We start from the raw sequence: 3,078 nt of genomic DNA, 5'->3' as shown, positions 1-3,078 counted from the left end.
TTGGCGAACGTCGCCACCCCCACCCAACCGTCGGCACCGCTCAGGGCCGCCGCGATGGCGATGACCATCATCTCGCTGAGAAGATGCCGGCGCTGGATCTGACAACGCGGATCTTCCAAGGCAGCAAAATGACTTGCAATCGATCGTTCGACACTCAGGTCATCCATGGATGAGATCCTCCCACCATCAAAACAAAGGCCGGGATCATCGGGGAAGTGGACTGCCTTGTCTAACAGTATCCGCTAATATGTTGATGCGATTGCCCTGGTCCATGCTGTCCAACCCCCTCCATGCTGTTACCGTACAACCGCCAAGTGATGCTCGGCTGATTCGAGCGTTAGCCCGTCGTAGAACCAGGTCGGTCCAGACTTCGAGCTAGCGTGCCCGCGCTCCGCCAGCCGTTGAGTAAACGATTTCTTCGAGCCTTCCCTCAGCCCTTCGTGCTCGCAATAGCGGCGCCACAGGTTCCACAGCTCCCTCTGTGCAACTCGCTCGCTGGGGGCTTGGGTTGTCTCTTGGTCGAGAAATTGCCCAAGCGTGTCTGAATCCTTGCGGTAGGCGGCTGATTCATCCCGAATGACCTTTGGAACCTGCAAGCCATTGCGATACCACTCGACCGCCTCCTCGATGATCCAATCCAGCACCCCGGCGCGCTCCGCCCATAGCTTTTGCTCACCCAAGTTCCACAGCTAGGGGCATAACCCCCTGTTTTTCTTGACCGAGGATCTGAAAAAATGTCACAACACTTGACTTGATGACTGGGGCAAAGCGATACCGATCTCCTTGAAGAGCTGGCGGTGCTCCGGCGTCAAGCGTGACAGCCCGCTGTATTCACGACTGCCGGCTTTGACCCGATGCTGCTGAATCTGGCGCAGGATGCGTAACGCTCGCTCCGGGGAGTGCTCGCTGCCGGCGCCCGTCAGGCGCGTGCGCAGAAGACGATAGAGCACCAGGGCAAGGAAACAGATCAGGGCATGCGCGCGAATGCGAGTCGGTAAGCGGTGGTAGACCGGCGCAATCGCGATCTCGGACTTCAGGACGCGGAAGCCGCGTTCGATATCGGCGAGCGAGCGATAGCGCGCCACCACCGCTTCGGCGCTCAAGTCCTGGAGACTGGTGACCAACAACAGCTTACCATCGAGGCGCTCGGCAGCCTGCCAGGCCCCCTGATCGATCAAATAGCTGAACTGCGGCGAGCCGAGGTCGGCCTTGACGATGTGGCTGAGGCGCTTCTCGAGTACGGCCTGGTGGAAGCGCTTGTAAGCCCCACGATCTGTCGCACGCCGGCCGCGCACGGGCTTGCCCGCATCTTGGTCATTGAGCCGCTCGGCCAGGTGTTGGCCGAGTGCATCGAGGGCCTCGATCGCCTCACGGCGCGCCCGGGATTGTTCGGCGGCACGGGTGGCATTGTGGGCGATCACCAGCCGGCGCTCCTGCCAACGCGCCTCGCCGATGACGTCGGCATCCGGATCGCACACCGCCGCGACGAGGCGGGGATGGTGCTCGGCGATGAGCTCGGCGAACTCAGCATAACGCCGCCCGGGCACGGCGAGGATGTCATCGACCTGCAAGCCCTGCGCACGCCCTAACGCCTCGAGCCCATCGATGTTGTCGATGCTCAACAGCCCCCGATCGGCAACGATCACCACCTGTTTGAGCCGGAAGCGCTTGAGCAAGCGCTCGATCATCGGCGCCAGGGTGGTGGTTTCGGCCACGTTGCCCTCGAACACCTCGTGGGCGATCGGCAACCCCTCGGCGCTCTGCACGACACCGAGGGCCACCTGGCGATCGATCCCACCGGTGTCCTTGCTCAGTCCATGGCGGCGCAGATCGCCCACGCACTGGCCGGTGCCGTGGATGCGCACCGTGGTCACGTCATAGAAGATCACGCTGAGATCCTGATCGAGCAACGGGCGCAACTGCTTGGCCACCGCGCACTCAACCGCCTCGTTGTGTTCCTCCAGGGCGTCCATCGCCCGTAGCAGTTGTTCATGATGCAGCTCGTTGAGCTCGAACGCGGGCAGCTGCGTGCGTTCCTGCAGCGGGTGAGGCCTCAGCATGCTGTGCTCAACAGCAGCACTCCGCTCCAAACTGATCGATCTTCTGCCAGAACTGCGCCCAGCGTCCGACGGTCTGTGTGAGCGCGCGCAGGCTGAGCACGATGCCGGCGCCCTTGGTTTTCCAGCGCATGCCTGAGGCGCAGAGGCGCTGCTTGACGAGGGTCTTGCAGGCCGCCTCGATGACACCGGAACCGATCGGAAGTCGCTCGGCGACGAAGCGCGGGTAATCCATCTGATGGCGGTGGTTGTCGAAATAGGTCCGCGCTGCACGGACCTCATCGCGCAGCGTCTGCGAGAGCCCGCGGCGATCAGCGAGGCGGGTCGCCTCGGCGATCAGCTGATCGCATGCCGCGGGGTCGTGCTTGAGGCTGTAACAGTGGGCGTGCTGCCAGTCCTCGCGTCGCTGTGTGTCGCGGCGTTGCGGATACTGCGCTTGAGCGAGTGTGCCGATGTACTCAGTGGCATGGAAGAAGTCGATCAGCTGTCGCTGTGTGTGCTGCTCGAGGAACGTCCAGTTGCCATAGGCGCCATCGGCGATGCCCAGATACAGGGCGTTGGGGGAGTGCTGCTTGGCGCGCGCAATCTCGCGCTCCAGGCGCGCGAGAAAGCTCTGCTTGCCGTATTCGGGCGCAGCGGCCAGATAGACGGTGTGCTGACGCTCGCCGTCGTGGTCGTAGAACGACAGCGCACCGGCCATCGCTTCGCGATAGCCGGCGCTGTCGGCCATCGGGATCATCGCCCCATCGAGGCTGATCACCACCGTGGCAATGGACACCTGCAGCGCTGGCAACGCGTACTCCCAGGTCTCTTCCTTGGCCGTGGCGATGCTGCCAACCCAGTCGGCGACATTCTGAATGTAGGAGGTGGCCACCTGGCGGCCATGATTCTCGTCTAAGGCGATTTCCGCTTTTAGATATACCGATCTATGACATACTTGGTGGCATGTCTCAGACACTAACCTCCTGCCTATGCCCCCGGATTCTCATGCTCAGCCGGCCAGCACGCTGACAGCCGAGCA

The 3,078-nt window shown here is 62.5% G+C and carries 3 protein-coding genes and 1 pseudogene; all 4 read right to left on the bottom strand.

Going from position 1 to position 3,078, the window contains the following annotated elements; all coding sequences use genetic code 11:
- The coding region (locus CCR82_RS09180) for a transposase family protein (protein WP_201245299.1) at positions 1–167 on the bottom strand (167 nt) is incomplete at its 3' end.
- A gap of 129 nt (positions 168–296) precedes the next feature.
- Complete coding sequence (locus CCR82_RS09175) at positions 297–680, bottom strand: primase-like DNA-binding domain-containing protein (protein ID WP_201245297.1); 384 nt, start codon at positions 678–680, stop codon at positions 297–299.
- A gap of 57 nt (positions 681–737) precedes the next feature.
- Positions 738–2,042 (bottom strand): annotated as a pseudogene (locus tag CCR82_RS09170) (IS1634 family transposase); the annotation flags it as partial.
- Between the two features lie 25 nt (positions 2,043–2,067).
- On the bottom strand, positions 2,068–2,931 hold the full coding sequence (locus tag CCR82_RS09165) for a hypothetical protein (protein WP_201245295.1): 864 nt from the start codon (positions 2,929–2,931) through the stop codon (positions 2,068–2,070).
- Positions 2,932–3,078: the final 147 nt, after the last annotated feature.

The organism is Halochromatium salexigens (assembly GCF_016653295.1).
Taxonomy (GTDB): Bacteria; Pseudomonadota; Gammaproteobacteria; order Chromatiales; family Chromatiaceae; genus Lamprobacter; species Lamprobacter salexigens.
Note: the sequence above shows the minus strand (reverse complement) of the source record. Positions and strands in the feature narration are given on the sequence as shown.